Raw genomic sequence first — 26,569 nt, 5'->3', positions numbered from 1 at the left:
ACGGCGGGTGGTCACCTTCAAGGTGACCACCCGCCGTCGCGCTGGGGGAGGGTCCCGCCACGGTGGGGGAGTCCCGCCGTCCGGCGCGGGGGTCCAGCGCCGCCGCCCCGCCGACCTGCACACGCACGAATGGCCGGCTCCCTGTGCATCGGGAACCGGCCGTTCGGCGTTCTGGGGGCTGCCTCAGTAGCGGGCGGCCATGGGGTAGAGGTTGTTGACCCAGCTCAGCGGCGTGGTGGAGATGCCGGAGTTGGGGTTGCGGGCGTGGACCACCTGGCCGTTGCCCAGGTAGATCGCCACGTGGTACATCGAGGCGCCGCCGTTGCTGGAGGAGAAGACCAGGTCACCGCGCTTGAGCTGGCTCAGCGGGATGTGCTTGGGGGCGTTCTTGTACTGGCTCGTGGACGTGCGGGTCATGCTCACGCCGGACTTGTTGAAGGCGGTCAGTGCGAAGCTGGAGCAATCAAACATCGTGGGGCCGTTGGCGCCGAAGACGTAGCCGTACTTGTCGTTGCCGGCGATCTGCAGGGCCCAGGCGATGGCGGCCTCCTTGGAGGAGGAGCCGGTGGACGGGGTGTCGTCCTCGTCGGCCTTCGCCGCGGCTTCCTGCTCCGCCTTCTTCTTGGCGGCGGCGGCAGCCTCGGCCTTCTTCTTGGCGGCGGCCTTCTTCTTGGCAGCAGCCTTCTCGGCGGCCTCCTGGGCCGCCTTCTTCTCCGCGGCGGCCTTCGCCTTCGCGGCCTCGGCCTTGTCCTTGGCCTCCTGCGCCGCCTGCTTGGCGGCCTCCGCCTTCTCGGCTGCCTCGCGCTTGGCCTTTGCCTCGGCCTCGGCCTTGGCCTTATTAGCGGCGTCGGCCTCGGCGGCAGCCTTCTCGGCGGCCTCCTTGTCCTTCTTCGCCTGCTCGGCCTTGGCGGCGGCCTCGTCGGCAGCCTTCTTGTCGGCGGCGGCCTGGGCGGCGGCAGCGGCCTCGGCCTTGTCCTTGGCTTCCTGCTCGGCCTTCGCCTTGGCGTCCGCCTCATCGGCGGCCTTCTGCTCGGCGTCGCTGTTGTCCTCGGCGGGGGTGGTGGCGTCCGACGACGACCCTTCCTCCTGGCCGCCGTCGGACGAATCCTGGGTGCCCTGATCCTCGGTGGCGTTCTCGGCGGGGCGGGCCACGCCGTCCACCACGGAGCCGTCGTTCTCGGCGGCGGCGGCCGCTGCGGCCTGACGCTCCTCCTCGGCGCGGCGGGCCTCGGCCTCCTGCGCTGCCTTGGCGGCGGCGGCCTCCTTCGCGGCGGCCAGGGCGGCCTCGCGGGCCTTCTCCTCGCGCTCGGTCTGAGCCTTCTCCTCGTCCTTGACGCTCGTGCCGTTCAGCTCGGCCAGGCGGCTCAGGAGCGTGGAGCGCTCGGTCGTGTTCTTCTCGACGGCCTCGCGGAAGCCGGAGGCCTGCTGCTGCGCCTGCTGCTCGGCCTCGGTCTGCGCGGAGACGGCCTGCTCGGCGGAGCGCTGCGTGGCGTCGGCGTAGGCCTTCCACTGCGAGGCCAGGGCCGCGGAGGCCTCGGAGGACCGCAGCTCGCGGGTGCTGGAATCGGAGAGCGTGCGTAGGGTGCGGGCGCGATCAAGCGCGGCCTGCGGGTCGCCGGAGAGCAGCTCGGCGGTCGTGGCGTCGTAGCCGCCGTTGCGGTAGGCGGAGGCGGCGAGCTGTCCCACGCGCTCCTGCGCGGCCTCGAGCTGCTTCTGTGCGGCGGTGGCCTGCGTGGCGGCTTCCTTGGCGCGGTCCTGGCGCGTGAGCACGAGCTGCTGGGCCTCGGAGAGCTTGTCCCAGGAGGTCTGCGCGGACTCGGCGACCTTCTCGAGCTGCTTGGAGGTGTCATCGAGCGACTTCTGCAGGCGCTGCACCATGGCGGACTTCGCGGCGGGGTCGACCTTGGCGGCGTTGACCTCGGCCTGGCTCGGCGCGGCGGAGGCCGGCTGGGCCTGCACGGGAGCGGCGGGGGCCTGAGCGCCGGGCTCGGCCACGGCGGCCGCGCCGGTGAAGGTGGCGGCGACGAGTGCGACGGTGCAAGCCGAGGCGCCCAGGGTGAGTCGCGAAGCCATGATGTTTCCTCACTGCAGATGACAGTTTGCGTGTGGTGCGAAGCGGATCACGGTCCGTGATGTTTGGCGGGGCCAAGGTCACGATCGGATCAACGTCACTCGAACACCATACGGAACTCGATCACCTCTGGCAACACTAGTCACATAAGCAACACAAACCACACTCCGAACCGTGCGCGGCGCGTGAGGCGGTGGTCACGGGGCGGTGACGCTGCGCTGGGTGTTGGCGGGGCGTCGCCGTCGACCACTTGAGGCGCGCGTTCGCGCGCGGGCCCGCGTGCCCGGGTGCGCGCACGGGCGCCTGCGCGCCCACCCGCCCGCCTGCGCCCGCCCGCCCGCCCGCGTGTGCGCGAGCGCGACGCGCGCGAGGCGGCGAGGCGCAAGGCGGCCGCGAAAAGGCCCCCAGTGCCCTTCCCCTCGCGCCCGATTTGAGAGATTCTGCTCAAGAAGCACTTGAAACGATCAATACTAATCACCACCTCGGCGCCAGCGCCGCGCGCGTGGCAACCGCCCCGGAACCCTCGCGGGCGCGTCCTCACGCCAGGAGAAGCAGAAAGGGCACGCACGTGAGCACCTACATGGAAGGGGAGCTGCGCTCGCAGCCCGAGGTGTGGACCCGCGCCATCGTCGAGGCCACCGAGCGCCGCGCCACCGAGCCCGTGGCCGCCGCCGGCCAGCGCGTCGCCGTCATCGGCTGCGGCACCTCGTGGTTCATGGCGCAGGCTTGGGCCAAGGCCCGCGAGCTCTCCGGCCAGGGCCTCACCGACGCCTTCTCCGCGTCCGAATCCGACCTCGCCGTGCGCGCGCAGAACTACGATCTGCTCGTGGCCATCACTCGCTCCGGCACCACCACCGAGGTCCTTGAGGTGCTCACCGAGCTCAAGGGCGTGGTCCCGAGCGTCGCGATCATCGGCGACCCCGACACCCCGATCGTCACGCTCGCCGATCGCATCGTCGCGCCGCCGTACGCCGACGAGCGCTCCGTGGTGCAGACCCGCTTCGCCACGACGGCCCTCGCGTACCTCCTCACCGATTCCGGCATCGACCTCGGTAGCGCCGTGGAGGACGCCCGCGTCGCCGTGGACACCCCCACGGAGCAGGAGCTGGTCGACGCCGAGCAGTTCACCTTCCTCGGCCGCGGCTGGACCTACGGCCTGGCCAACGAGGCCGCGCTCAAGATGCGCGAGGCCGTCCAGGGCTGGACGGAGTCCTACCCGGCCAAGGAGTACCGCCATGGCTCCATCTCCATCGCGGGCCCGAACCGCGTCACCTGGCTCATCGGCGACGGCCCCTCCGCGCTGCGCAGCGAGGTCGAGGTCACGGGCGGCGCCTATGTTCACCACGCCGACGTGCACCCGCTCGCCGAGCTGGCCCGCGTGCACCGCGTGACCCTCGACCGCGCCCTGGCCCGCGGCCTCAACCCGGACGAGCCGCGCCACCTGACGCGCTCGATCACCCTCGACGGCGACGATGCCTGAGCGCGCCCCCCTGCTCCTGCTGGACGTGGGGGGAACCGACATCAAGGCGGCCGTGGCGCGCGGCGCCGGGCATGAGCTCGGCCCCGTGCCCCGCCGCGGCGTGCTGGCGCACGCCGACACGAGCGGCGAGGCCCTCGTGGGCCAGCTCGCGGGTATCGCGGAGGACGTGCTCGACGGCGAGCGGCCGGGTGTCGCCGCCCTCCTCCTTCCCGGGATCGTCGACACCGCGCGCCGCCGCGCGGTCTTCTCGGCGAATCTGGGCCTGCGCGACGCCGCGGTGCCGGACGCGCTGTCCGCCCGCCTGGGGGTCCCTCTGGCGTTCGGGCACGACGTCGGCGCGGCGGCCGAGGCCGAGCTGGCCGAGGGGGCGGGGCTCGACGGCGCCGCCTGCACCCTGGCCGTCGTCATCGGCACGGGCATCGCCGCCACGGCCTTCGTGGGGGACACTCGCGTCGACGTGCCGGGTGCCGGCGAGCTGGGCGAGGTGGGTGGCAAGGACGGTGCGCACGCGCCCGGAGTGCGCACCGATCCGGACGACGCCGCGCGTTTTGTCGCCGACACCGGCGTCGACGCCCTCGCGGTGGCCGTTGGCTCCTCGCATGCCATGACCCAGCGGACCGCGGCGCTGGACCTGGAGCTGATCGAGCGCTTGCACGCCACCGTGCCCGTCCCGCTCGTGCTGCACGGTTCCTCGGGGGTCTCGGACGAGCTGCTGCAGCGCGGCGTGGCGGCGGGCATGCGCAAGATCAATGTCTCCACTCACCTGAACAAGGTCTTCACCCGGGCCGTGCGCGAGGTGCTCGCGGCGAACCCGGACCTCGTGGATTCGCGCAAGTACCTGGGTCCCGCACGCGAGGCCATGCGCGCCGAGGTGGCGCGGCTCGCGGCGGTCATCACGGGGGCCTGAGCGCCGCCGCGGTGGCCTTCCCGATCCGGCCCGGGCGTCTCGCGCGTCCCTCGCAGATCACGGCCGTGAAACAAGTGTGTGATGACTGCGAACAGTTGCCTCAGACCTCTTGATGTGACGCAGGACACCCACAATGAGTGATCATACTTGCAATTGTGTGAGCGATCGCGCCGCTAAAACATCACTTCCGCGCACACCGTCGGATCGAATGATCTTTCGGGGAGAGAGTTGACCATGATGAAGAAGACCTGGCGCACCAGCGCCCTGGCCATCGGCGCCATCGACGCCATGGCCCTGTCCTCCTGCAGTTTCTCCGGCAGTGGCGGGAGCGGGAGCTCCTCGGCCGCCCCGGGTGGCTCCTCGTCCTCCGGCGCCGCCGGCGGCGAGGCCGTCAGCCTGACCATGCTGGTCCCCACCTACTCCGACACCAAGACCAGCGTGGACGGCGTGGGCACCAAGGCTCGTTGGGAGAAGGTCGTCGCCGACTTCCAGGCCAAGAACCCCAACGTCAAGATCACGCTGCAGGTCGAGTCCTGGGACAACCTGGAGACCGTCCTGAAGACGAAGATCCAGGGCAACCAGGCCCCCGACATCTACAACGGCGGCGCCATCTCCGGCTTCGTGGCCGACGATCTGCTGGCCAAGGCCGAGGAGATCACCTCCCCGGAGACCCTGTCCAACTTCCAGGACTCCTTCAACACCAACGAGAAGGTGGGCGGCACGCAGTACGGCCTCCCGCTGCTCGCCTCGGCCCGCGCGCTCTTCTACAACAAGGCCCTCCTCAAGGAGGCCGGCGTTGAGGTCCCCAAGACCTGGGACGAGCTGCTGACCGCCGCCAAGGCCGTCAAGGAGAAGACCGGCAACCCGGGCTACGGCATGCCGCTCGGCTCCGAGGAGGCCCAGGCCGAGGCCATGATCTGGTCGCTCGGCGCCGGTGGCGGCTTCGGCAACGAGTCCGAGATCACCGTCGACACCCCGCAGAACCTCGAGGCGTTCGACGAGATGAAGAAGTTCATCGACGCCGGCGTGACGCAGTCCAACCCGGGCTCCACGCAGCGCACCCCCATGATGTCCGGCTTCGTGCAGGGCAAGATGGGCTTCGTCTACGCCCTCCCGCCGACGGTCGCGCAGATCAAGAAGGAGAACCCGAGCCTCGAGTACGGGATCGCCCAGCCCGCCACCAAGGACGGCTCGGCCGTGACCCTGGGTGTTGCCGACCGCCTGGCCTCCTTCTCCAAGGATCAGGCCAAGAAGGACGGCGTGAAGAAGTTCATGGATTACTTCTTCTCCGATGAGGTCTACGTCCCCTTCATCAAGGGCGAGTCCTTCCTGCCGACCACCAAGACCGGCGCCACCGCGATGTCCTCGGACGAGACGCTGAAGCCGTTCCTCGAGCTGCTCCCGAGCGCCAAGTTCTACCCGACCACCAACCCGGCCTGGGCCGCCACGGACGGCGCGCTGAAGTCGCTCACGGGTCAGATCGAGAAGTCGCCCTCGGCCGACGTGCTCAAGCAGATCCAGGCCAAGGCCGACGCAGCCTCCTGATCTCGCTCGGGTGCCCCAGCCCCCGCTGGGGCACCCACACCGGCGCCGCGCGTTCCCTCTCAGGACGCGCGGCGCCTCCCCTTAGCATCCACGCGCCCCTGGAGAACCCATGACCATCACTCCCGCGCCCAGCCAGGGCAAGGTGCCCAAGCAACGGCGGGCCCTCAACGGCGAGAGCTTCCTGCAGGCTTTCCCGTGGCTCGCCCCGGCGATCATCCTCATCCTCGTGGTGGTGGTCTTCCCCGCCGGCTACATGATCTTCAACTCGCTGCGGAAGATCTCGCAGTCCGGCCTCGACAAGGGCTGGGCCGTCCCCGGCAAGAAGGACCCTGATTGGGGGATCTTCTCCAACTTCGGCCACATCTTCACCGACCCGAACCTGCCGCGCATCCTCTGGAACTCGCTCGTGTGGGTTGTCGTGGTGGTGGCGCTGACGGTGGTCATCTCCCTCGTCCTGGCGCAGTTCCTTTCCAAGCCCTTCCCCGGCCGTCGCCTCGTGCGCATGGCCGTGGTGATCCCGTGGGCGGCCTCCGTGGTCATGACCACCACGGTCTTCTACTACTCGCTCGACCCGAACTACGGCCCGTTCAACCTGCTGTTGGAGCGCTTCGGCCTGGTCGGCGCTGAGGGCATTGGCTTCACGAAGGACCCGGCACTCGCGCTCGGCGCGGCCATGATCGTTGCCGTCTTCGTCTCGCTGCCCTTCACGATCTACACCCTTCTGGCCGGCGTGCAGTCGGTCCCGGCCGACACGATCGAGGCAGCCAAGATGGACGGCGCGGGTCGCCTGCGCACCTACTTCTCGGTGATCCTGCCGCAGCTGCGCGGATCGCTCGCGGTGGCGGTGCTGATCAACATCATCAACGTCTTCAACAACCTGCCGATCCTGCGCGTCATGACGGGCGACCTTCCCGGCTACGAGTCGGACACCCTCATGACCTACATCTTCAAGGTCATGCAGGACGACCAGCGCATCGACTGGGCCTCGGCGCTCTCGGTGCTCAACTTCGCCGTCGTCGCCGTGATCGTCGTCATCTACGTCCGCGTCGTCAAGCCCCTGAAGGAGGTCTGAGCCATGGCGTTCCTTGCCGTCGAAGACCAGGCCACCAAGGGCCGCGTCATCGGGCGCATGGTGATCGGCCTGATCATCGCGCTCGTCTTCCTCGTCCCGTACCTCGTGATGTTCCTCGGGTCCGTGAAGACCAAGGAGGAGATCCTCTCCTACGACTCGCAGTTCCTGCCGAGGGACGGCTGGCAGTGGCAGAACTACACCGAGATGTGGTCCACGCCGGAGACCCCGCTGCCGTTCAACATGGCCTCCACGATCATCATCTCGGTGGCAGCGACCCTCCTGGTGCTGCTCGTGGCGATGCCGGCGGCCTACTACACGGCCCGCTTCCGCTTCCCGGGGCGCATGGCCTTCATGGCGCTCGTGATCCTCACGCAGATGCTGCAGCCGGCCATCCTCACCACTGGCCTGTTCAAGGAGATGTTGCTCTTCAACATCGCCGACACGTGGCTCGCGATGATCCTCATCAACGCCGCGTTCAACCTGGCCTTCGCCACGTGGATGATGCACTCCTTCTTCGCGGCCGTGCCCAAGGAGGTGGACGAGGCGGCGCAGCTGGACGGTGCCGGCAAGTTCCGCACGCTGTTCAAGGTCAACCTGCCGCTCGTGTGGCCGGGCATCGTCACCGCCGTGATCTTCACCTTCGTCTCGGCGTGGAACGAGTTCGCCGCCTCCCTGGTCATCATGTCCACGGCGGAGAACCAGCCGCTCTCCGTCGCCTTGACCAAGTTCATCGGCCAGTACGCCACGAGCTGGCAGTTTGTCTTCGCGGTCTCGATCGTCTCGATCATCCCGGTCGTGATCCTCTTCTTCTTCATCGAGAAGCGACTCATCGGCGGCCTGACCGCCGGTTCGGTCAAGTAGGCACGGAAGACACCACGGCAGACGGCGATGCACAGCATCCCGCCTCCCGCCCCGGGACGGTCCCGGGGTCGGGGAAAGCTACAGTGGGTGGTTCGTGTGTGGGCTCGTGCTTGCGCGGGCCCACGCGCGTACCCGGCCACCGTCGCCGGCAGCCCGAGGACCACGGATCAAGCGAAGGAGGGGCGGTGTGAATCGCTCGGAACGCAGCAACATCATCCTGGCCACGCTCGCCCGCGAGGGCTCCGTGGACGTGGAGCGCCTTGTCGAGGAGCTCTCCGTCTCGCCCGCCACGGTCCGCCGCGATCTGGACGGGCTGGCCGAGCGCCAGCTCCTGGTCCGCACGCACGGCGGCGCCACGCGCGGCTCCCTCGCCTACGACCTCCCGGAGCGCTATCGCCTGGACGACGACGGCGCCAAGCGGGCCATTGCCTCCCTGGCCAGTTCGTTGGTCAGCCGCGGCATGGTGGTGGGCCTCTCCGGCGGCAGCACCACCGACATGCTGGCGCAGATGCTCGGCATGCGTGCCGATCTGCGCGATGACACGGGCCGCGCCGCCCTCACGGTGGTCACCAACTCGGTCAACATCGCCTCCACGCTGGCCGTGCGCCCGCACATCAAGGTGGTCGTCTCGGGCGGCGTCATGCACCCGCACTCCTACGAGCTCGTGGGACCCTTCGCCGAGGCGACGCTGGGCCAGCTCACGTGCGACCTCTCCTTCATCGGCGTCAACGGCATCTCCGAGGAGGGCGTCTTCTCGGTGGACGAGGAGTCTGAGGCCGTAGTGAACGCGCTCATCGCGCGCCGAGCGCGCCGTGCCTACGTGGTGGCCGACGGTGGGAAGCTGGGGGCGAGCGCGTTTGCCACCCTCCCAGCCGTCCCCGGCCTGGGCCTCATCACCGACGACGCGGCCCCGGCCGGCATGGTCTCGGCGCTGCGCGAGGCGGGCACCGAGGTGACCGTGGCGGTGGCCGCAGGCGCCCTGCACGCCACCGCCTGAGCGGGCCTCAGGCCGCCGTCGCGGCGCCCGTCTGATCCACGAGGAACGGATCGATCCGCCCGCCGACGGCTGGGAAGAGCGGCAGCGACATGGCGCGCGCCGGCGTGAGTGTCGCCGCCGCGACGGCGTCCTGCACCGGCACGCCGCAGCCCACGGTGCGCAGCACTGCCTCGTCCATGGTCAGCGTGGAGCCGGCGATCGATCCGCCCTCGCGCAGGCGGGCCACGCCGTCCAGCACGTCCACGGCCAGTTCGCCCAGCATGTACTCGCCGTCGGAGCACCCCGTGGCGCTCATGGCGTCGGTGATGAGCGCGACCCGGCCGGGGGCCGCAGCAAAGAGCGTGCGGATGAGCGTGGGGGCCACGTGCACGAGGTCGGCGATGAGCTCGAGCGTCACGTGCGGGGAATCCAGGGCGGCGCCGAGCGGGCCCGGCTCGCGGTGGTGCAGGCCCGGCATGCCGTTGAAGGCGTGCGTGAGGACGGAGGCGCCGGCGTCGAAGGCCGCCATGGCAACATCCCGCGTGCAGGAGGTGTGGCCCACCGCCACGGCCACGCCGCGCTCGGAGAGCCAGCGCGTCGCGGCGAGGCCCTCGTCGTGCTCGGGGGCCAGGGTGATCTGCTTGAGCTCGCCGTCGCACGCGTCGTAGAGGCGCTGCACATCGGCGAGGGCGGCGGGGCGCAGGTGCTGCGGCGCGTGCGCCCCCTTGTGGCCGTGGTCAAGGAACGGGCCCTCGAGGTGGATGCCCACGAGCGTGTCCGAGGCCTTGACCGCGGCGGCCAGTCGCGAGGCGGCGGCGGCCTCGACGTCCAGCGGATTGGTCACGAGCGAGGCGACGAGCGAGCGCGTCCCGTGGGCTCGCTGCGCCTGCACGGCGGGGGAGTAGTCGGCCTCGCCGTCAAAGTCCACGGCGGCCGCGCCGTGGCAGTGCTGATCGACCCAGCCGGCCGTGAGGAGCCGCCCCGCGGCGTCGAGAACGGCGGCGTCCGCCCATCCCAGCGAGCGCCAGGTGGCGCCGCGCCCCTCGGCCTCCAGCACGCCGTCGTTCAGCGCGATCCACTCGTTGCCGACCGGGGCCGGCAAGGAGGCGGGCACCCCCTGCAGGCGATCGAGGCGGCGGGCTGAATGGATGATCTGACGCACGATGACTTCCTTGGCTGGGGGAGGGTCGTCACAGGCCGAGACAACGCTGTCTTCTCGCCTTGCGAACCCGGCTCCCAGCATAGGCTGGGGGGTATGGATGTCGTCATCTCCCCCACCCCTGTTTCAGCGGCGTCGCAGGCCGGCGCCAAGGTCGCCGAGGCCATCGCCAACAACCCCCGCCTGGTCCTCGGTGTCGCCACCGGATCCAGCCCGCTCGGCATCTACGAGTACGTGCGCCGCGAGATCGAGGAGAACGGCCTGGACGTCTCCGGCATCACGTGCTTCGCGCTCGACGAGTACGTCGGCCTGCCCGAGGATCACCCCGAGTCTTACCACCGCGTGGTGGCCGCGACCGTGACCGAGCCCTGGGGCCTCAAGCCCGAGCAGGTCCACGTCCCCGCCGGCAACACGGGCAACCCGCGCCAGGCCGCCCTGGACTACGACCAGGCCATCAAGGACGCCGGCGGCGTCGACCTGCAGATCGTCGGTATCGGCGGCAACGGCCACATCGGCTTCAACGAGCCCGGCTCCTCGCTCGGCTCCCGCACGCGCGTCAAGACGCTGCACCCGCGCACCCGCGAGGACAACGCCCGCTTCTTCGACGGCGACATGAACGCCGTGCCGATCCACTGCGTCACCCAGGGCATCGGCACCATCCTCGATGCGGGTTCCGTGGTCATGATCGCCTCGGGCGAGGCCAAGGCCGACGCCATCGCCAAGATGGTCGAGGGCGCCGTGAGCTCCAACTGCCCGGCCTCCGCCCTGCAGCTGCACCCGCACGTCTTCGTCTACATCGACGACGCCGCGGCCGCCGACCTGCAGCACCGCGACTACTACGACTTCGCCGTGGCCAACGCCGACAAGCTGCCCGGCGCCTGAGCCGAGAAACACCGACGGCGGGTGGTCCCTGAAGGGGACCACCCGCCGTCGTGCTGTGTTCAGGCGTGAACGCCCGACGCCGCGTGGCCGGGCGGGGCGGCTCAGCCCCAGCCGAGCTCGTGGATGCGCTCCTCGGAGAGGCCGAGGTGGTGGGCGATCTCGTGGACGAGGGTGATGCGCAGTTCGCGCACGATCCCGGCCCAGTCCTCGCACTCCTCCTCGAAGGTTTCCTGGAAGAGGACGATGCGGTCGGGGAGCCGGCCGATCTCGTCGATGCCGCGCTCGCTGAGGGCCACGCCGTCGTAGTAGCCGAAGAGCTGCGTGTCGGGGTGCTCGTGGGGGAGCAGCTCATAGCGCGGCTCAACGAAGATCTGCACGTTGTCCAGCGGCTCGAGCAGCTCGCGGGGGAGGAGCTTGAAGGCCTCGGTGGCGGCGAGGTGGAAGGCGTCTGCGCTGACCCTGAACGGCATGAACCCAGGGTAGGCGGTGCCCGGAGGGGTCGCGTTCGCGTGCGCGTGCGGATTCCCTTAGGATGGTGCGTGCACGTGGAGCGATCCACGGGCAGGCCCCCATCGTCTAGTGGCCTAGGACACCGCCCTTTCACGGCGGCGACACGGGTTCGAATCCCGTTGGGGGTACGGCTGAAGCCGATCGAGGAAGCCTCGATTTGGAAGCGGTCAGAAGCTCTGATAAAGTTTCATCTTGTGAACGGCGCCGAAAGCGCCAGGAACAAGGCCCTGTAGCGCAGTTGGTTAGCGCGCCGCCCTGTCACGGCGGAGGTCGCGGGTTCAAGTCCCGTCAGGGTCGCAACGGTTCTCCGTTACGACGTAGAACCTGAATGGCCATCGAAAGATGGCCATTCGGCTCTGTAGCTCAGTTGGTAGAGCGAACGACTGAAAATCGTTAGGTCACCGGATCGACGCCGGTCGGAGCCACCACGGCAAAGGCCCCCAGGAATCCTGGGGGCCCTTTTGCTTTGCCCTCCGCTTTTCCTCTTTTCCTGCCGCCTCCGGCAGCGCGGGTAGGCTGGCGTCTATCCCGTGGCAGCTTTGAAGCACAGCAGGCAGGAGGGCGCATGAACGGCGCTCAGGAGCCGGTTCGGCCGGAACACGCACCGCACGCCCCCGCGCCCCGGCCCGCCCACCCGCCGACGTCGGCCCTGCCCGTCGTGGCGCCCAAGCCCGAGCGGGCGCCCGCGGTGCCCGTGGTCGCCGATCCCGTTCAGGCTCCCGCCGAGCCCGCCGCCGAGTCCCTGGCCGCGGAGCCCGCCGCCGAGTCCCTGGCCGCGGAGCCCGCCGCCGATCCCAGCGACGCGCACGACGACGCGCTGACCGTCCCGGATGTGCGCCCGGCGGCCACCACCCCGCCAGCAGCCTCGCCCGCCACCCCCGAGCCCGAACTGATCAGCGTCGACGAGTCCCCCGAGGCCGCCCTGCGCGCGGCCATCGCCGTGGTGCCCGGCGTCGCCGCGGTGGGCGAACCCGCCTCGCGCGCCATGGGCCGCCTGCGCAGCGCCATCGGCCAGCCGGACGGCGCCGGCGTCTCCGTGACCGAGGGTCAGGAGCAATGGGCCGTCGACGTGTCCATCGTTGTCTCCCTCGACCGCCCACTGCGCGACACCGCCGCGGCGGCGCAGCGCGCGGCGGCCACCGCCCTGAGCGGCTCGGGGCGCTCCGTCTCCGAGGTCAACGTCGAGGTCCTCGACGCGGAGGAGCTCGCCCAGCCCGTGGGCATCGCGGCGCCGGCCGGGGGCACCCAGGCCGACCACCCGGCGTCGAGCGGTGACGTTGCGGAGGTGCCCGCGGGGCACATCCGCGTCTCCAGCCGCGCCCTGCGTTCGGTCGTGAGCCACCTCGCCGCGCGCGCCTTCGGCGTGCCGGCCGCGCGGATCGGCGTGAACCTCTCCGACGAGGCGGGCGAGCTGGCCCTGCGCCTGAACCTGCACCTGCCCGTCGCCGGGCTCCTGGAGCCCACCCCGGGGCCCTCGCTCGGCTCGCTGCGCGAGCGGGCCCTCAACGAACGCGCCCCCCTGCGCCGCGCCGTCGCCCAGTTGACGGGCGCCACGCTCTCCCGCGTGGACGTGCGCGTGACCGGCGTCAACGAAGCAACGAGCGGAAGTGCCGCATGAGCAAGCCCCGTCCCGACCTCGAGAGCATCAACGCCAGGGTGCGTCGGCGCGAGCTGCGCACGGGCCGCTCCGGGCTCGTCGTCACCGTGGTGACGCTGCTCGTGCTCCTGCTCGGCTACCTCGGGCTCGAGGCCGGCACCCGCGCGGTGGACCACAAACCCTGGCTCATCAAGCCCGACGCCGCGTGGGCCTGGTTCGTAGGCCTGCCCGACACCGCGCAGGTCCGCATCGGCGTGATCGTGGGCGGCGTGCTGCTGCTCTTGCTCGGCCTCGGGCTGCTCTACGCGGCTCTTGCGCCGGGCCGCCGCCCCGTGCGCGAGCTGCCGGCCCGCCGTGTCATCGCCCTGGTCGAGCACGACGTCCTGGCGCAGGCGCTCGTCCGCGGCGCCCAGCTCGCCGCCGGTGTGGGCGCCGAGCAGGTGCGCGTGGGGGTGGACGGGCGCGGCGTGCACGTCTCGATCCGCCCCACCTCCGGCGTCCCCGTGGACGCGGAGGCCGTGCGCGCGGCCGTGGCCGCGGACCTGGAACGCAACGGGCTGGACCCGGCCACGCCCGTGGCCGTGCAGCTCGCCGCGACCGGGGTGGTGGGACAGTGAACCGCACCCCGCGCACGCTCAACCGCGTCCTGCTCGGCCTGCTTGGCCTGCTGTGCGTGGCCGCCGGTGCCCACCTCGTGCTGGTCTGCCTCGTCCCCGCCTACGCCGGCTGGGTGAAGGGGGTGTTGGCCGAGGTCGACGCCTCGCGGCTCACACTCATGAATGACACCCGCTCGCCCGGCCGCGACGCCTCCTGGCTGTGGCTCGGGCTCGCGGTGCTTGCCGCCGTCGTTCTGGTCTTGCTCGTCGTGTGGGCCCTCGTCCAAGGACGCGGGCGCGTGACCCTCTTCAGCCGCGAGGCCGTCCGCGAGGGCGACGGACGCGGCGTCGTCGAAATTGCCGCCGCCGTGCCCGAACAGCTCCTGCGCCAGGCCCTCACCCAACGCCCCGATGTGCTGCGCGTGAGCATCAGCGCGTGGGACCAGCCCGGCGAGGCCGCCGGGCTGCGCATCAAACTGCAACCGCGCGCGGGCGCCGATCCGCTGCGGCTCGTCGAGGACGTCGACGCCCTCGTGGAAACGCTGGACGAGCGGCTCGGGCTGCGCGGGCCCGTGGTGCTCGAACTCGTCTCCGGCGCCAGGGCGCGCCTCGCCTCGGCCGAACGCGTACGCTGATGTGACACGTCGGAGGGGGCCGGTGCCCCGGAGAGCAGGAGCTTGGGGATGACGCAGCCGCAGTGGGACCAGAACCCGCAGGATCCGTACGCGCAGGGGCGCCCCGGCATGCTCAGCGGGGCCCAGCCGGGCTACCGGCCCGGCCAGAACCAGCCGGGCTACCTGCAGCAGCCCTACCCGGGCGCGCAGCCCATGTACGTGGATGCCTACGGCCGGCCCGTCTACCCCATGGTCAAGCAGCCCACCCCGCCCGGAAATCCGGCCATGGGCATCTGGTCCACCATCCTGGCCGTGGCCGGCAGCGTCCTCTGCCTCGTGAGCTTCATCTGGATCGTGGGGCAGATCGAACAGGCCGTCCGCGACCGCAACGTCGACGGCTCCGTCTTTGTGCAGTCCTTCTTCTCCGGCTTCATCATGGCGCAGTGCATCCTGGGCCTCGCGCTGCTCGCGGCGCTCGTGCTGGGGATCATCGCCACCGCCACGAACAAGGGGCGCGGCTGGGGGATCGGCGGGATCGTCGGCTCCGTGGTGGGGCCCACCGTCGCCGGCTACATCGGCATGATGTGGATCGCCCAGAAGGCCGTCGAGTGGAACAACGCGGTGCAGTCCAGCCTGGGGGCCTGAGCAGGCTCCCGAGCCGGCTAAGGAGCCGGCTCAGGAGCCGGGCGCTGCGCTAGCTCGCGCGACCCAGCGCCCTCACGCGATTCCAGCGCAACACCAGGCGGCGGTGTGCCGCGGCGGCGCTCAGGTAGTCGCCCTCGTCCAGGGCGTCGAGGCCCTCGCGCAGATCGCTCGGGGAATCATCCGGCCACACGTAGTCGGCGAGCGGGCCGTAGTCCAGCTCCACGGCGGAGCCCCGGTGGAAGCCGCCCAGCCACTCGCGCAGCTCGTCGATCTGCGCCAGGAGCGGTAGCTCGTCCGCGGTGCGGGAGAGGATCGCCGCCGCGCGGCCCAGGCGCTCCAGCACCAGCACGAGCGGCGCCACGAGCCGGACCGAGGAGAGCACCTCGTCCTGGTCATCGACCTCCTCGTGGTCGTCCTCGCGGATCGCCGCGAACCACGCCAACGGGACGCCCCACGTGGCGTCGCGCGTGTGCACCAGATCGTCGTCGAGCCACATGCCGTGCTCCTGCAGGCGCTCCGAGTGCGCCTCGGCCGCCGTCACGGGGATGACCACGTCCATGAGGGTGAAGGGGATCTCGTCCTCGAGGAGGCCGGCCGCCATGCCCGCGCGCAGCGGCAGCTGCTCGGGGCAGTAGAGGGCCACCACACCGTCGTCCCCCTGCCAGTGCAGCACCCGGTAGCTCTCCAGCGTCTGGTGCGGGAACGGGTCGGTGACGTCCCGCGAGATGCGCGCGAGCAGCGCCTGCCGCGCCTGGATCTCGAAGAGGGCGCGCGAGCGGGGCGGCTGCTCCTTGATGAGCGCCTGGTCCACGTCGTCGAACGCCCGCAGCGGCGAGAAGACGCGCAGGTGCGCCGTGGGCGGCAGGTTCCGGCGGACGCCGGGCGCGACGTCCGCGGGCATCATGCCAGCTCCACCACCACGGGGGCGTGATCGGAGGCGCCCTTGCCGCGGCGCTCGTCGCGGTCCACGTTGGCGTCCGTCACGCGCGCGGCCAGCGCGGGGGAGAGCAGCTGGAAGTCGATGCGCATGCCCTCCTTCTTGGGGAAGCGCAGGGCCTTGTAGTCCCAGTACGTGTAGACGCCAGGGCCGGGGTGACGCTCGCGCATGGGGTCCACGAGGCCCTCGTCGAGGAAGGCCTGGAAGGCCGCGCGCTCCGGGGCCGAGATGTGCGTGAGCTCGTTGTCCAGGAAGTACTGCACGTCCCAAACGTCCTCGTCCTTGGGGGCGATGTTCCAGTCGCCCACGAGCGCAAACTGCGCCTCCGGATCCGCCTGGAGCCAGCCGGCAGCGTCCTGACGCAGGACGTCGAGCCACTCGAGCTTGTAGGGCATGTGCTCGTCCTGCAGGCCACGGCCGTTGGGGACGTAGAGGCTCCAGACGCGCACGCCGTTGCACGTGGCGCCGATCGCGCGGGCCTCCTGCACGGGGTCAACGCCGCCCTTGCCGAAGGCGGGCTGGCCGGCGAAGGTGCGCTCGACGTCCTCGAGGCCCACGCGCGAGGCCAGGGCCACGCCGTTCCACTGGCTGAAGCCGAAGTGCGCCACCTCGTAGCCCAGGCGCTCGAAGAGCTCCCAGGGGAAGTTCTCGTCCTTGCACTTGGTCTCCTGGATGGCCAGGACATCCGGGTCGTTGGCCTCGAGCCACGCCTCGACGCGGTCGGCACGGGCACGGAGGGAGTTGACGTTCCAGGTGGCGATCTTCACGGGTTCAACGCTACCAAGCGCGCGGCGGGGGCGGGTGCGGCCGCCGGGCGCGGGGCCGGGGTCGCGGCCCCGTGGACTTTGCGTGCCTTGCGTCGTGATGCGGTCCGCCGTGACGGCGCGAGCCACGCAATCTCTGGGCGCGGGCGGCCGGGGACGTGAGCGCACGACGGCGCGGGGGGAGCCTGGGTCTCCCCGCGGCCCCCGGGCGCGGGGCCGGGGCCCGGATGCACGACGGCGCGGGGGCGCCACGGTCTCCCCGCGGCCCCCTGGGCGCGGGGCCGGGACCCGGCCGCCCGTCGTCGTGCATTGGGTGAGGCCGCCCGCGCGGCCCTGTGCCGCGCCCGTGGGGTCCGCGCGGGTGCCGGGGTCCACCTCCCCCAAGAATGCGTGCCTTGCGCCGTGAAGACCGGGGTCTTAACGGCGCAAGGCACGCAAACTCGGCGGGATCAGGCCTTCTTGCCGCGGAAGTCCGTGTCACGGTACTCGGTGCCGAGGCCCTCGGGGAGGTCCCCGCTACCGCCGGCGCCGTGGCGGCGCTCCTCGGCGGCGCGCAGCTCCACGCGGCGGATCTTGCCCGAGATGGTCTTGGGCAGCTCCGCGAACTCGAGGCGGCGAATGCGCTTGAAGGGCGCGAGGTGCTTCCGGCAGTACTTGAGGATGGACTCGGCCGTCGCGGCGTCCGGCTCGAAGCCCGCGGCGAGGACCACGAAGGCCTTGGGCACGGAGAGGCGGATCTCGTCGGGCGACGGGACCACGGCCGCCTCGGTGACGGCCGGGTGCTCGATGATGACCGACTCGAGCTCGAAGGGGCTGAGCTTGTAGTCGGAGGACTTGAAGACGTCGTCGCCGCGGCCGATGTACGTGATGACGCCCTGCTCGTCCATCTCCGCCATGTCGCCGGAGTGGTAGTAGCCGCCGCGCAGCACCTCGTCCGTCTTGGCCTGGTCGCCGAGGTAGCCCTTCATGAGGCCGACGGGGCGCGGGTCGAGGCGCAGGCAGATCTCACCCTCCGTGGCCTCCTGGCCCGTGGAGGGGTCGATGAGGACGACGTCGTAGCCGGGCATGGGGCGGCCCATCGCGCCGATCTTGATGGGCAGGCCCGGCGGGTTGGCGATCTGCACGGTGGATTCGGTCTGGCCGAAGCCGTCGCGAATGGCCTGGCCCCAGGCCTGCGCCACGCGGTCGATGACCTCGGCGTTGAGCGGCTCGCCGGCGGAGACGAGCTTGGCCGGCGGGTTCTCCAGGTGGCTGAGGTCCGCCTGGATGAGCATGCGCCAGACCGTGGGAGGGGCGCAGAAGCTCGTGACGTTCTCGGCGTCCATCTGATGCATGAGCGCCTTCGCGTCGAAGCGCGAGTAGTTGTAGATGAAAACCGTCGCCTCGGCGATCCACGGGGCGAAGAAGTTGGACCACGCGTGCTTGCCCCACCCGGGGCTCGCGACGTTGAGGTGCACGTCCCCCGGCTCGAGGCCGATCCAGAACATCGTGGAGAGGTGGCCCACCGGGTAGGAGGTGTGGGTGTGCTCGACGAGCTTGGCCTTGGACGTGGTGCCCGAGGTGAAGTAGAGCAGCAGGGCCTCGTCGGCGCGCGTGGGCGCGTCCGGGGTGAAGGCGCTCGGCTGGGCCGCTGCCTCGCGGTAGTCCCAAGCGGTGGGCGTGGCGCCGTCCACGTCGATGAGCTGGCACGGGGCCGTGACCTCGGCGAACTTGGCGAGGTCCTCTGCACGGGCGATCGCGAAGGCAGCGCCGCCGCGCTCCACGCGGTCCTGCAGGTCGGCGGGGCCCATCTGTGTGGTCGTGGGGATCATGGCGAGGCCGTACTTCATGCCGGCGAGCATGATCTCCCAGAGCTCCACCTGGTTGGTGAGCATGAGGATGACGCGGTCCCCGCGCTGGATGCCCTCCGCCCGGAACCAGTTGGCCACCCGGTTGGAGGCCTCGGAGAGCTCGCGCCACGTGCGGGCCGTGCGGCTGCCGTCCTCCTCGACGATGATGAGCGCCTCGGTGTCGGCGCGAGGACCGGCCGCGACGGCGTCGAACCAGTCGAGGGCGTAGTTGAAGTGCTCGAAGCGGGGCCAGACGAACTCGGCCTTGGCGGTGGCGTAGTCGGTGCGCAGCTCGAGGAGCCGGTCCCTGGCCGCTCGGTACTCGTCGGTGACGGACATGGTGCATCCCTTCGCTCCGGTGCGCCCGCTGGTGCGGGGTGTGGGGGCGTCGGCCGTCCCACCTGCGGGAGGCGATCGTGCCCTGCTGAGTACGGTAGCGCGCCGTCGTGCCGGTGGGCCGGTCCGTGAAGGCGGTCTTCGCCGGGCGCTGGCCGAAGTTGGAGTGCGAAATGCGCTCAAGTAGCCGTCCTTGAGCGCATTTCGCACTCCAACTTGGGCGGCACGGCCCGTGGCTGTGGACAACCGCAGCGGGGCCGGGCGGAGTTGGCGACACTGGGCGGATGATCCGGATGACTCCTGTGCCGGGCCACCTGGGCCGGTCTTTCACGGTGCGAGAAGCCTTGGGGTGCGGAACGCCCCGGGCAACCGTCGATTCGGCGGCGCTCCTGCGCCCCTTCCACGGGATCAGGCTGCACCGTTCCCCGCCGCGCGATGACGCCAACCCGTTCGAGGCCGCACGTGAGGCGGCGATCGAAAGGATCAAGGCACTCGCGCCGGTGCTCTCGGAGCATGCCTTCTTCAGCGGACCGTCAGCGGCCTTGTTATGGGGGCTGCCACTGCCTGGGGCCGCGGAAGAAACGCCTCACGTGGGCGTGAGGTACCCGCACACGGCGCCGCGCCGGAGAGGCGTTCGGGGGCGGCGGTTCCGCCCGCATCTCGTCTCGACGACCACCGTCATGGAGTTGCCGGTGACCGACCCGGCGACGACGTGGGCGAGCCTCGGTGCGCAGCTGAGCCGAGATGACCTGGTGGCCGTGGCCGATGCGCTGCTCTGGGTTCCGCGGGATCCGGGTGGCTACAAGCCGTGGCTGCGGCGCGACCCGCTGTGCAGGCCCACGGATCTGCGTCAGGTGCTGCAACGCGGGCAATGGCGAGGCGGTGAGGTCTTGAGGGCTGCGCTCGACCTGGCGAGGTCCGGGAGCGCCTCGCGCCCCGAGACGCTCCTGCGACTCCTGATTCTGGAGGTGGGACTACCCGAACCGGAGCTCAACGCGGACATTCACGACGACTTCGGGCAGCGGCTCGCCAATGCCGACCTCGTGTTCCGGAAACGTCGCGTTTGCGTGGAATACCAAGGGGCTCAGCATCGCATCCCGCAGGCATACGCGGCCGACCTCGACCGTCGCCGCAGGCTGGGTGAGGCCGGGTGGGTCATGGTGGAGGTCTCTGCCACGCACCTGTTCCGGACACCGGCGGAGGTGGTGCGCAGGCTACGGGGCGCGCTCGGCGCGTGAGAGATGTGATTCGTAGCCTGCGGAAAGAACTTGGAGTGCGAAATGCGCCGAAACCCAGCGGTTTCAGCGCATTTCACACTCCACGTTCGCGGGGAAGGACCCCCGCGGGCGGTCAGTCGACCAGATCGGCCACCGAGGAGAGCACGTGGTTCGGGCGGAACGGGTAGCGCTTGATGTCCTCGCGCTGCGTGATGCCGGTCAGCACCAGGAAGGTCCGCAGGCCCGCCTCCATGCCGGCGATGATGTCGGTGTCCATGCGGTCGCCGATCATGGCCGTGGTCTCGGAGTGCGCCTGGATCCGGTTCATCGCCGAGCGGAACATCATGGGGTTCGGCTTGCCGACCACGTAGGGCACGCGGCCCGTGGCCTTGGTGATGAGCGCGGCGATGGCGCCGGTCGCCGGCAGCACGCCCTCCAGCGACGGCCCGGTGGCGTCCGGGTTCGTGGAGATGAAGCGCGCGCCGCCGAGGATCAGGCGGATCGCCTTGGTGATCGCCTCGAAGGAGTACGTGCGGGTCTCGCCGAGCACCACGAAGTCCGGGTTCTGATCGGTGAGGATCACGCCGGCCTCGTGCAGCGCCGTGGTCAGCCCCGCCTCGCCGATGCAGTACACCGTGGCGCGCTCCTGCTGATCCGCGATGAACGCGCCCGTCGCCAGGGCGGACGTCCAGATGTTCTCCTCCGGCACCTCGAGCCCGGACGAGGACAGGCGCGCTGAGAGGTCTCGCGGCGTGTAGATCGAGTTGTTCGTCAGCACGAGGTAGCGCTTGCCCTGCTCGCGCCACTGCTCCAGCAGCTCGGCGGCACCCGGCACCGGCGCGTTTTCGTGCACCAGCACGCCGTCCATGTCGGTGAGCCAGCAGTCGATGTTCTGTCCCAGATCGGTCATTACTTCCTCCACCACGTGTCGAAGATCGTCACCGGCGTGGTGCGCTTGTGACGGCTGCGAAGGTACTTCTCCTCGAGCGCCACGGCCACGTCCTCGGGGACCTCGCGGCCCTCCAGGTAGGCGTCGATGTGCTCGTAGGAGATGCCCAGCTCGTCCTCGTCGGAGCGGCCCGGCCGGCCGTCGAGGAGATCTGCCGTGGGCACCTTCGACCACAGCCTTTCCGGCGCGCCCAGGTGGCGCAGCAGCTGCCGGTTTTGTTCCTTGTCCAGCCCGAAGAGCGGCAGGATGTCGGCCCCGCCGTCGCCGAACTTCGTGAAGAAGCCGACCACGGATTCGGCGCCGTGATCGGTGCCAACCACGAGCAGATTGCGCTCGCCGGCCAGGGCGTACTGCGCCACCATGCGCAGCCTGGCCTTGACGTTGCCGCGGTTGAAGTCGGAGATCGGCCGCCCCGTGGTGGCCTCGAACTCAGAGGAGAGCCCGTCCACGCCGGCCTTGATGTTGAACGTCCACTCGGTGCGGGCGGCGACGAAGTCCATGGCCGCCTGCGCGTCCGCCTCGTCGGCCTGCTCCCCGTAGGGCAGGCGCACGGCGACAAAGTCGACGTCCTCGCCCCGCTCGCGCAGCCCGTCCACGGCGAGCTGGGCCAGGCGCCCGGCCAGCGTGGAGTCGAGACCGCCGGAGATTCCGAGCACAAAGCCCTTCGTGTGCGTCGCCAGCAGGTAGTCCTGCAGGAACGCCACGCGGGCGGCGACCTCGGTGGCCGGGTCGATCGTGGGCTTGACGCCCATCTCTTCGATGATGACGCGCTGCAATTCTCGCATGCCCCTCAGCCTAGTTTCCCGATGTGTCCGGGAGATAGACGGACGCCAGCGTGACGTCTCCCACCGTGGTGAGTGCCCGACGTCGGGCGCTCACCTCCGCGCCCGCCGCACCGTGGGTGCGGCGCAAGAAACGCGAGGGGCGCGGGCCCAGCCTGCAGGCTGGGCGCCGCGCCCCGTCGTCGAGCGTGACCTTAGGAGGCCGGAGCGAAAGCGATGTCCTTGCCCTTCACCGTGAGGGTGCCGCGGAAGGAGAAGCCGCTGACCTTGCCGGAGACGCTGCGGTCCTCGCCGTCCACCTTGGCCTTGCCGGACACGGAGGCCGTGCCGCCGCTGCCGCTGACGGTCTCGGCGCCGATGCCGTAGTCGTGGAAGGAGAGCGTGGGGCGCTGGTCGATGGACCACTTCACGTCGGTCACCTTGGCACCCTCGAAGGTCGTGGGCCCGGAGAAGGGGCAGCCGGAGGGCTTCATGTCCTTGGACGCGGCGCACTTGTCGAGCCAGGCGTCCACGGCCTTGGTCGCTGCGGTCTTGAACTCGTCGGTGCGCTTGGGCTTGAGCGACACCGAGCCGGCGTTGGCGCTGCCCTCGGTCCCGAGCGCGGTGATCGGGGCGTTGAGCGTCTCGGCCTTCGCGAAGGACGTGAAGGTGTCGGCCTTGCCCTCCACGGCGTAGCTGCCCGGCAGCACGCGGAAGCGGGTCGTGGAGTAGTCGCCGGCGGTGCCGGGCACCTTCACGTCGGCGCCGTTGACCTTGATCGTGGTGCCGCTTGCGTTGGAGACGCGGATCGTCGGTAGCGTGGACGGGTCAACGAACCAGGGGCCAGTGGTGGTGGAGCGGCGCACCTGGAAGGTCGTGGGCACGTCCTTGCCGTTCTGCGTGACCACGGCGGTGACGCGGGCGCTCGTGATGTCCTCGGCGACGGCGGCCGTGGAGGCCGGGTCGATCTTGATGGCCGTGGGGCGGTTCTTCGCCGCCGCGTAGGCCTCGTTGCTCAGGAGCGCGTTGTCCACGTCGCGGGCCGGGGCGGTGAGGGACTCGTCCAGCAGGCCGAGGGCCGTGGTCGCTTCGCCCTTGGCGAGGGCCTCGCCGAGGTCGCGCACGGCCGCGGCGGGGCTGCCGTCCGCCACCTCGCCCGGCGCGGTGTTCTGCGTGGGCTGGCTCTGGGAGGGGCCCGTGCTCGGGTCGGCCGTGGGGGTCTTGTCCCACGGCTGCCACGCGAGCAGCACGATGCCCACGATGAGCGCCGCACCGATGAGGGCGCCCACGAGGATGGCCCAGACCGGGGTCTTCTTCTTCTCGGGAGCACGACGCGCGGCGCCGCGCGGACGCATCGCCGGGGCCCCCGCGGGGGTCTCGCCGTAGCCGGGGATGGGCGCCTGCGGCTGCGGCGTGGGTGGCAGCAGCGGCGCGTGAAGCATGGTGGCGTCCAGATCCGTTTCGCCCGGGCCGCCGGGACCGGCGGGTGCCGCCAGGGCCTGGATGCCCGACGTCGGCTGCTTGGCTCCGGGGGAGACCAGCCCGAAGGGGGTGGACGGGAAGGCGGCCGCGAGCTCGGCCTGCGTGGGCTCGTGGGGCGCGGCGGCGGCCTCGGGGGTCGCCGCCGGCGGGGCGACGTCGGCTGGCGGGGCGACGTCCATGGCCTGCGTGGACGGCTGGGCGGCCTCGGCCGGTGCGTCCTGAGCGGCAAGGGCGGGCTGCGCCGCGGCCTCGGCGGCCGGCGGCGCGACGTCCATGGCCTGCGTGGCCGGCTCCTCGGCGGGCGCCACGATGGGCGGCAGCGCCTGGGTCGCGGGCTGAGGGTCCTGGCCCGCTGAGGTCGCGGCGGGCAGATCGGAGGCGGCGGCGGTTCCTCCCACGGAGGCAACGCCAGTCACGGCGGCGGGGCCCCAGGCGCCGCGGTCGCGGATCGCGGTGTCCTCCGGGTCCTCATCATCCTCACCGGCGGCCTCGGGCGCCTCGGCGTTGGCCGCCGCAAAGCGGTCCTGCCAGGCGGTAGGCCCGGCGGGAGCCGGGGCGGGGCTGGAAGGCGCGTCCGCGCCGTCGTGCAGCGCATCCGCTGCCGTGGGCTCGCGATCCTCGGCGGCGTCGATGACCTCGGCGACGGAGGGGATGCTCACGGTGGGGTCCTCATCGAGGATGGAGTGCTCCTCGGCGGGGGCCTCGTCCACCGTGGTGGGAGCGTGCGGCTCCCACGCGGCGGGCTCCCAGGCCTTGGCCTCGTCGAGACGCTCCTCGACCTCGGGCTCCAGCGCGTCCTCGATGGACTCGGCCAGCTCGGCCGCCTCGGTGGCCGCCTCGTCCGCGGGAAGCTCCTCGTGCGGGCGCACTGGATCCTGCCCCGCCGGGCGCGCGTCGTCGTGATCCTGGGGACCGGTCACGGTCCACCCCCTCATCAGGCCGTAGTCGTACGCCGCCAGGGTACCAATCGCGCCCGATAGACTGGGGGCATGACCGTTGCACAGGACCGCGCCCGGCTGCTCGAACTCGTCAAGGACCTCGCCGTGGTGCGGGGCAAGGTGACGCTCTCCTCCGGCAAGGAGGCCGACTACTACGTCGACCTCCGCCGCGTCACGCTGCACCACGAGGCCTCCGTGCTCGTGGGCCGCGTCATGCTGGCCATGCTGGACGAGGCCGGCATCGACTTCGCCACCGCCGGCGGCCTGACCATGGGTGCCGACCCGGTCGGCACCGCCATCATGCACGCCGCCCGCGAGGCCGGCCGCGAGGTGGATGCCTACGTGGTCCGCAAGGCCCAGAAGTCCTACGGCATGGGCCGTCAGGTCGAGGGCCCCGGCGTGGACGGCCGCGCCTGCCTCGTCGTGGAGGACACCTCCACGACCGGCGGCTCCGCCCTGACCGCCGTGGAGGGCGTGCGCAACGCCGGCGGCCTCGTGACGGCCGTCGCCGTCATCGTTGACCGTGCCACGGGCGCCAAGGAGCGCATCGAGGCCGAGGCCAACGTCCCGTACCTCGCCGTGTTCTCCAAGGACGAGCTCGGCCTCGACTGACTTTTTTCTGCACGACGCCGCGGGGCCGGGTTCCACAGGGAACCCGGCCCCGCGCGCGTGGCGGGCAGTGCTTTCTTCTCCCTTCGGAGGGGGAGAAGCGTCCCAACCTGAAAGACACCTCTTGACCGCGCCGCGCTCCCGGTGAACGCTCATGTCAAACCGCCCGCGCGGGGCGGCACGACGAGAGGGTGGTGCGGCACATGAAGAAGCTCATCAACGACGTGGAGAAGGTCGTCTTGGACTCGTTGACGGGCGTCCAGGCGGCGCACCCGGAGCTGCGGGTGGACCTGGAGAACCGCATCGTCTTCCGCGGCGGCACGCCCCGCCAGGGCAAGGTCGGCGTCATCTCCGGCGGCGGCTCGGGCCACGAGCCCCTCCACGGCGGCTACGTGGGCACGGGCATGCTGGACGCCGCGATCGCCGGCGAGGTCTTCACCTCTCCCACCCCCGACCAGATCCTCGAGGCGACCCGCGGCGTGGACGCCGGAGCGGGCGTCCTGCACATCGTGAAGAACTACACGGGCGACGTCATGAACTTCGAGATGGCGGCCGAGCTCGCCGCCGTCGAGACCGGCGTGCGCGTCGAGGCCGTCATCGTGGACGACGACGTCGCGGTGCAGGACTCGCTCTACACGGCCGGCCGACGCGGCGTGGGCCTGACGGTCCTGCTGGAGAAGATCGTGGGCGCCGCCGCGGAGGAGGGCCTGGACCTGGACGCCGTGACGGCGCTGGCCAAGGAGGTCAACGCGCGCGGCCGCTCCATGGGCATGGCCCTCACGAGCTGCACCGTCCCGGCCGCCGGCCAGCCCACCTTCGAGCTCGGCGAGGACGAGATGGAGCTTGGCATCGGCATCCACGGCGAGCCGGGCCGCAAGCGCGTGCCGCTCGCGTCCGCCGCCGCGGTGGCCAAGGACCTCGTGGAGCCCATCCTCGCGGACCTCGACTTCACGTCCGGCCCCGCGATCGTCATGGTCAACGGCATGGGCGGCACGCCCCAGCTGGAGCTCTACATCCTCTACTCCGAGGTCGCGAAGCTGCTCAAGGACGCGGGCGTCACGGTGGCCCGCAACCTCGTGGGCAACTACATCACCTCGCTCGAGATGGCCGGCGCCTCCGTCACCATCCTGCGCGCGGACGAGGAGATGCTGCGCCTCTGGGACGCGCCGGTGAACACCCCCGGCCTGCGGTGGGGGGCCTGAGCATGCAGCTGAGCGCCTTGGTGGACTGGATCCATCGCTACAAGGACGAGGTGGTGGCCCGCAAGGACGAGCTCACCGACCTCGATCGCCAGATCGGCGACGCCGATCACGGCTCGAACATGGCCCGCGGCATGCAGGCGGCCTCCGACAAGATCGACGCCGCCGTACCGGCCACGGTGGGGGAGCTCGGCAAGAGCGTGGGCATGACCCTGGTCAGCACCGTGGGCGGCGCGAGCGGCCCGCTCTACGGCACGTTCTTCCTGCGCTTCGGCACGGCGGCGGGAGGCGTCACCGAGCTGGACGCGGCCGGCCTCTCGGCGGCGCTGCGCTCCGGGGTGGAGGGCATCGTGGCGCGCGGCAAGGCCGAGCCGGGGGACAAGACCATGCTGGATGCGCTGCTCCCGGCCCTCGACGCGATCGATGACGCGAACGCCGCCGGCCGCCCCGAGGTGGAGGCCCTCGAGGCCGCGGCCACCGCGGCCGAGGCCGGCAGTGCAGCGACCCTCGACCTCGTGGCGCGCAAGGGGCGCGCGAGCTACCTGGGCGAGCGCTCCGCCGGGCACCTCGATCCCGGCTCGGTGTCCTCCGCGATGCTCGTGCGCACCCTGGCCGACGCGGCGAAGGGCTGAG

Annotated in this window: 24 protein-coding genes and 3 tRNA genes; 18 read left to right on the top strand and 9 right to left on the bottom strand. The window is 71.1% G+C overall.

Annotation, left to right across the window (positions count from 1 at the left end; genetic code table 11):
• Positions 1–183: 183 nt before the first annotated feature.
• Positions 184–2,073, bottom strand: coding sequence for a C40 family peptidase (locus DWB68_RS02875; RefSeq protein ID WP_119423635.1), 1,890 nt, complete (start codon positions 2,071–2,073; stop codon positions 184–186).
• 578 nt (positions 2,074–2,651) lie between these two features.
• On the opposite strand from DWB68_RS02875, the gene DWB68_RS02870 reads away from it, so the two are divergent.
• The 6 genes from DWB68_RS02870 (at position 2,652) to DWB68_RS02845 (ending at position 8,933) form a co-directional block, all read left to right on the top strand.
• Positions 2,652–3,551: an SIS domain-containing protein gene (locus tag DWB68_RS02870; RefSeq protein WP_119423713.1), complete on the top strand. Its 900-nt coding sequence runs from the start codon at positions 2,652–2,654 to the stop codon at positions 3,549–3,551.
• Positions 3,544–4,458, top strand: a complete 915-nt coding sequence (locus tag DWB68_RS02865) for an ROK family protein (protein ID WP_119423634.1) — start codon at positions 3,544–3,546, stop codon at positions 4,456–4,458. Before DWB68_RS02870 ends, DWB68_RS02865 begins: the two co-directional genes overlap by 8 nt.
• Before the next feature lie 234 nt (positions 4,459–4,692).
• A complete protein-coding gene (locus tag DWB68_RS02860; protein WP_233548573.1) occupies positions 4,693–6,003 on the top strand; it encodes an extracellular solute-binding protein in 1,311 nt (436 codons plus the stop codon).
• A gap of 109 nt (positions 6,004–6,112) precedes the next feature.
• Entirely contained in the window at positions 6,113–7,075 is a 963-nt protein-coding gene (locus tag DWB68_RS02855) for a carbohydrate ABC transporter permease (RefSeq protein ID WP_119423633.1), read from the top strand.
• A gap of 3 nt (positions 7,076–7,078) precedes the next feature.
• Complete coding sequence (locus DWB68_RS02850; protein ID WP_199700360.1) at positions 7,079–7,936, top strand: carbohydrate ABC transporter permease; 858 nt, start codon at positions 7,079–7,081, stop codon at positions 7,934–7,936.
• 187 nt (positions 7,937–8,123) lie between these two features.
• The gene (locus DWB68_RS02845) at positions 8,124–8,933 is read left to right on the top strand and encodes a DeoR/GlpR family DNA-binding transcription regulator (RefSeq protein ID WP_119423632.1); all 810 of its coding nucleotides are present in this window, start codon (positions 8,124–8,126) and stop codon (positions 8,931–8,933) included.
• 7 nt (positions 8,934–8,940) lie between these two features.
• On the opposite strand, the gene DWB68_RS02840 is transcribed toward DWB68_RS02845, so the two are convergent.
• Positions 8,941–10,074: an N-acetylglucosamine-6-phosphate deacetylase gene (locus DWB68_RS02840; protein WP_119423631.1), complete on the bottom strand. Its 1,134-nt coding sequence runs from the start codon at positions 10,072–10,074 to the stop codon at positions 8,941–8,943.
• A 93-nt stretch (positions 10,075–10,167) separates the two neighbouring features.
• Between DWB68_RS02840 and nagB the strand changes: the two genes are divergently transcribed.
• Entirely contained in the window at positions 10,168–10,953 is a 786-nt protein-coding gene (gene nagB, locus DWB68_RS02835) for a glucosamine-6-phosphate deaminase (protein WP_119423630.1), read from the top strand.
• A 101-nt stretch (positions 10,954–11,054) separates the two neighbouring features.
• On the opposite strand, the gene DWB68_RS02830 is transcribed toward nagB, so the two are convergent.
• Positions 11,055–11,423 (bottom strand): metallopeptidase family protein, encoded by a 369-nt coding sequence (locus DWB68_RS02830; RefSeq protein WP_119423629.1) that lies wholly within the window; start codon positions 11,421–11,423, stop codon positions 11,055–11,057.
• A gap of 95 nt (positions 11,424–11,518) precedes the next feature.
• Between DWB68_RS02830 and DWB68_RS02825 the strand changes: the two genes are divergently transcribed.
• The 7 genes from DWB68_RS02825 (at position 11,519) to DWB68_RS02795 (ending at position 14,915) form a co-directional block, all read left to right on the top strand.
• Positions 11,519–11,591, top strand: a tRNA-Glu gene (locus DWB68_RS02825).
• A 95-nt stretch (positions 11,592–11,686) separates the two neighbouring features.
• Positions 11,687–11,760, top strand: a tRNA-Asp gene (locus tag DWB68_RS02820).
• 55 nt (positions 11,761–11,815) lie between these two features.
• Positions 11,816–11,891: transfer RNA gene (locus tag DWB68_RS02815), tRNA-Phe, on the top strand.
• Between the two features lie 137 nt (positions 11,892–12,028).
• Entirely contained in the window at positions 12,029–13,081 is a 1,053-nt protein-coding gene (locus DWB68_RS02810) for an Asp23/Gls24 family envelope stress response protein (RefSeq protein WP_119423628.1), read from the top strand.
• Complete coding sequence (locus DWB68_RS02805) at positions 13,078–13,677, top strand: DUF6286 domain-containing protein (RefSeq protein ID WP_119423627.1); 600 nt, start codon at positions 13,078–13,080, stop codon at positions 13,675–13,677. The genes DWB68_RS02810 and DWB68_RS02805 overlap by 4 nt, the downstream gene beginning before the upstream one ends.
• Positions 13,674–14,291: a hypothetical protein gene (locus DWB68_RS02800; RefSeq protein WP_119423626.1), complete on the top strand. Its 618-nt coding sequence runs from the start codon at positions 13,674–13,676 to the stop codon at positions 14,289–14,291. The genes DWB68_RS02805 and DWB68_RS02800 overlap by 4 nt, the downstream gene beginning before the upstream one ends.
• A 48-nt stretch (positions 14,292–14,339) precedes the next feature.
• Entirely contained in the window at positions 14,340–14,915 is a 576-nt protein-coding gene (locus DWB68_RS02795; protein ID WP_119423625.1) for a hypothetical protein, read from the top strand.
• A gap of 49 nt (positions 14,916–14,964) precedes the next feature.
• Here DWB68_RS02795 and DWB68_RS02790 read toward each other — a convergent pair whose 3' ends face one another.
• The 3 genes from DWB68_RS02790 to DWB68_RS02780 all read right to left on the bottom strand — a co-directional run bounded on the left by DWB68_RS02790 (position 14,965) and on the right by DWB68_RS02780 (position 18,784).
• The gene (locus DWB68_RS02790; protein WP_119423624.1) at positions 14,965–15,819 is read right to left on the bottom strand and encodes a hypothetical protein; all 855 of its coding nucleotides are present in this window, start codon (positions 15,817–15,819) and stop codon (positions 14,965–14,967) included.
• A complete protein-coding gene (locus tag DWB68_RS02785; RefSeq protein ID WP_119423623.1) occupies positions 15,816–16,619 on the bottom strand; it encodes an exodeoxyribonuclease III in 804 nt (267 codons plus the stop codon). The genes DWB68_RS02790 and DWB68_RS02785 overlap by 4 nt, the downstream gene beginning before the upstream one ends.
• Positions 16,620–17,065: 446 nt before the next feature.
• Positions 17,066–18,784: an AMP-binding protein gene (locus tag DWB68_RS02780; protein ID WP_119423622.1), complete on the bottom strand. Its 1,719-nt coding sequence runs from the start codon at positions 18,782–18,784 to the stop codon at positions 17,066–17,068.
• Between the two features lie 281 nt (positions 18,785–19,065).
• Between DWB68_RS02780 and DWB68_RS02775 the strand changes: the two genes are divergently transcribed.
• Positions 19,066–20,019, top strand: coding sequence for a hypothetical protein (locus DWB68_RS02775; RefSeq protein WP_147391557.1), 954 nt, complete (start codon positions 19,066–19,068; stop codon positions 20,017–20,019).
• 112 nt (positions 20,020–20,131) lie between these two features.
• Here DWB68_RS02775 and DWB68_RS02770 read toward each other — a convergent pair whose 3' ends face one another.
• From DWB68_RS02770 to DWB68_RS02760, 3 genes are all read right to left on the bottom strand, one after another.
• Positions 20,132–20,908 (bottom strand): HAD-IIA family hydrolase, encoded by a 777-nt coding sequence (locus DWB68_RS02770; RefSeq protein WP_119423620.1) that lies wholly within the window; start codon positions 20,906–20,908, stop codon positions 20,132–20,134.
• Positions 20,908–21,732: an ammonia-dependent NAD(+) synthetase gene (gene nadE / locus DWB68_RS02765; protein WP_119423619.1), complete on the bottom strand. Its 825-nt coding sequence runs from the start codon at positions 21,730–21,732 to the stop codon at positions 20,908–20,910. Before nadE ends, DWB68_RS02770 begins: the two co-directional genes overlap by 1 nt.
• 191 nt (positions 21,733–21,923) lie before the next feature.
• Complete coding sequence (locus tag DWB68_RS02760; RefSeq protein WP_147391556.1) at positions 21,924–24,110, bottom strand: hypothetical protein; 2,187 nt, start codon at positions 24,108–24,110, stop codon at positions 21,924–21,926.
• Positions 24,111–24,179: 69 nt separating this feature from the next.
• Here DWB68_RS02760 and pyrE point away from each other — a divergent pair, with 69 nt between their 5' ends.
• From pyrE to dhaL, 3 genes are all read left to right on the top strand, one after another.
• Complete coding sequence (pyrE, locus tag DWB68_RS02755) at positions 24,180–24,740, top strand: orotate phosphoribosyltransferase (protein WP_119423617.1); 561 nt, start codon at positions 24,180–24,182, stop codon at positions 24,738–24,740.
• Positions 24,741–24,940: 200 nt separating this feature from the next.
• Positions 24,941–25,939: a dihydroxyacetone kinase subunit DhaK gene (gene dhaK, locus DWB68_RS02750; protein WP_119423616.1), complete on the top strand. Its 999-nt coding sequence runs from the start codon at positions 24,941–24,943 to the stop codon at positions 25,937–25,939.
• Positions 25,940–25,941: 2 nt separating this feature from the next.
• Complete coding sequence (dhaL, locus tag DWB68_RS02745; RefSeq protein ID WP_119423615.1) at positions 25,942–26,568, top strand: dihydroxyacetone kinase subunit DhaL; 627 nt, start codon at positions 25,942–25,944, stop codon at positions 26,566–26,568.
• The last annotated feature ends 1 nt before the right edge of the window (position 26,569 follow it).

Source organism: Galactobacter valiniphilus, assembly GCF_003575975.1.
In the GTDB taxonomy this organism is placed as follows: Bacteria; Actinomycetota; Actinomycetes; order Actinomycetales; family Micrococcaceae; genus Galactobacter; species Galactobacter valiniphilus.
The sequence above is the reverse complement of the archived record's forward strand: the minus strand, read 5'-3'. Positions and strand labels throughout refer to the sequence as shown.

What these genes read in the sequence shown, in the direction of transcription:
- nagB (WP_119423630.1), top strand. Translation starts at nt 10,168, where the DNA reads ATGGATGTCGTCATCTCCCCCACCCCTGTTTCAGCGGCGTCGCAGGCC.
- DWB68_RS02850 (WP_199700360.1), top strand. Translation starts at nt 7,079, where the DNA reads ATGGCGTTCCTTGCCGTCGAAGACCAGGCCACCAAGGGCCGCGTCATC.
- DWB68_RS02875 (WP_119423635.1), bottom strand. Translation starts at nt 2,073, where the DNA reads ATGGCTTCGCGACTCACCCTGGGCGCCTCGGCTTGCACCGTCGCACTC.
- nadE (WP_119423619.1), bottom strand. Translation starts at nt 21,732, where the DNA reads ATGCGAGAATTGCAGCGCGTCATCATCGAAGAGATGGGCGTCAAGCCC.
- dhaL (WP_119423615.1), top strand. Translation starts at nt 25,942, where the DNA reads ATGCAGCTGAGCGCCTTGGTGGACTGGATCCATCGCTACAAGGACGAG.
- DWB68_RS02830 (WP_119423629.1), bottom strand. Translation starts at nt 11,423, where the DNA reads ATGCCGTTCAGGGTCAGCGCAGACGCCTTCCACCTCGCCGCCACCGAG.
- DWB68_RS02795 (WP_119423625.1), top strand. Translation starts at nt 14,340, where the DNA reads ATGACGCAGCCGCAGTGGGACCAGAACCCGCAGGATCCGTACGCGCAG.
- DWB68_RS02860 (WP_233548573.1), top strand. Translation starts at nt 4,693, where the DNA reads ATGATGAAGAAGACCTGGCGCACCAGCGCCCTGGCCATCGGCGCCATC.
- DWB68_RS02780 (WP_119423622.1), bottom strand. Translation starts at nt 18,784, where the DNA reads ATGTCCGTCACCGACGAGTACCGAGCGGCCAGGGACCGGCTCCTCGAG.
- DWB68_RS02855 (WP_119423633.1), top strand. Translation starts at nt 6,113, where the DNA reads ATGACCATCACTCCCGCGCCCAGCCAGGGCAAGGTGCCCAAGCAACGG.
- DWB68_RS02865 (WP_119423634.1), top strand. Translation starts at nt 3,544, where the DNA reads ATGCCTGAGCGCGCCCCCCTGCTCCTGCTGGACGTGGGGGGAACCGAC.
- DWB68_RS02810 (WP_119423628.1), top strand. Translation starts at nt 12,029, where the DNA reads ATGAACGGCGCTCAGGAGCCGGTTCGGCCGGAACACGCACCGCACGCC.
- DWB68_RS02775 (WP_147391557.1), top strand. Translation starts at nt 19,066, where the DNA reads ATGATCCGGATGACTCCTGTGCCGGGCCACCTGGGCCGGTCTTTCACG.
- pyrE (WP_119423617.1), top strand. Translation starts at nt 24,180, where the DNA reads ATGACCGTTGCACAGGACCGCGCCCGGCTGCTCGAACTCGTCAAGGAC.
- DWB68_RS02770 (WP_119423620.1), bottom strand. Translation starts at nt 20,908, where the DNA reads ATGACCGATCTGGGACAGAACATCGACTGCTGGCTCACCGACATGGAC.
- DWB68_RS02870 (WP_119423713.1), top strand. Translation starts at nt 2,652, where the DNA reads ATGGAAGGGGAGCTGCGCTCGCAGCCCGAGGTGTGGACCCGCGCCATC.
- DWB68_RS02790 (WP_119423624.1), bottom strand. Translation starts at nt 15,819, where the DNA reads ATGATGCCCGCGGACGTCGCGCCCGGCGTCCGCCGGAACCTGCCGCCC.
- dhaK (WP_119423616.1), top strand. Translation starts at nt 24,941, where the DNA reads ATGAAGAAGCTCATCAACGACGTGGAGAAGGTCGTCTTGGACTCGTTG.
- DWB68_RS02805 (WP_119423627.1), top strand. Translation starts at nt 13,078, where the DNA reads ATGAGCAAGCCCCGTCCCGACCTCGAGAGCATCAACGCCAGGGTGCGT.